Source organism: Phormidium sp. CCY1219 (assembly GCF_055795085.1).
On sequence record NZ_JAYFEQ010000574.1, the window covers coordinates 1 to 538 of the forward strand.

Here is a 538-nt window from a genome sequence, read left to right on the forward strand (position 1 = left end):
GGGGACCGGGGGTCAGTCGCTCGGCTTATATCCCCACGGATAAATCCGGGGGCTTTACGCCGATTCTCGGTAAAAATATCGCCAAAAATTTGGGTAATCAGTTTTTGTCGAAAAGTTTGATAAGAGAAGATGCGATCGCTTTCGATAGAGGGATATTCCCATTGATAAAGTGCCAAATCTTGCAACACCGAGTCCCAGAGTTCGTCTTCGCCGATAATATCTCCCAAAAAGCAAGGGTAGAAGTTTGGCATGGAGCGTTCTCCCCGCTGCATAAACTCGTTGAAAATAAACCCTTGCATTTTTTGCGAATAGTCTACATCGCGCACGGAGGTTCCGTGCATCAAAAATACCAGCATGTTTCTGAAATATCCAGTTTCCTCATCTGTATGGTAGCAATTGGGGATGAGTGGGAATGCCCATAAAAAATCCCCCGCCAAAAAGCGGGGGATTTTTTATGGCTAAATCAGGCAGTTAGAGCCTCATCAACCGAACTTACTCGCCGTAGAGGCAATCAAGAACGCCGCATAAGTCAGCACAT

1 protein-coding gene is annotated in these 538 nt (G+C 46.3%); it reads right to left on the bottom strand.

Annotation, left to right across the window (positions count from 1 at the left end):
• Positions 1-356: hypothetical protein (locus AC0QH1_RS16085; RefSeq protein WP_324632225.1), on the bottom strand; the 356-nt coding region annotated here is incomplete at its 3' end.
• Positions 357-538: the final 182 nt, after the last annotated feature.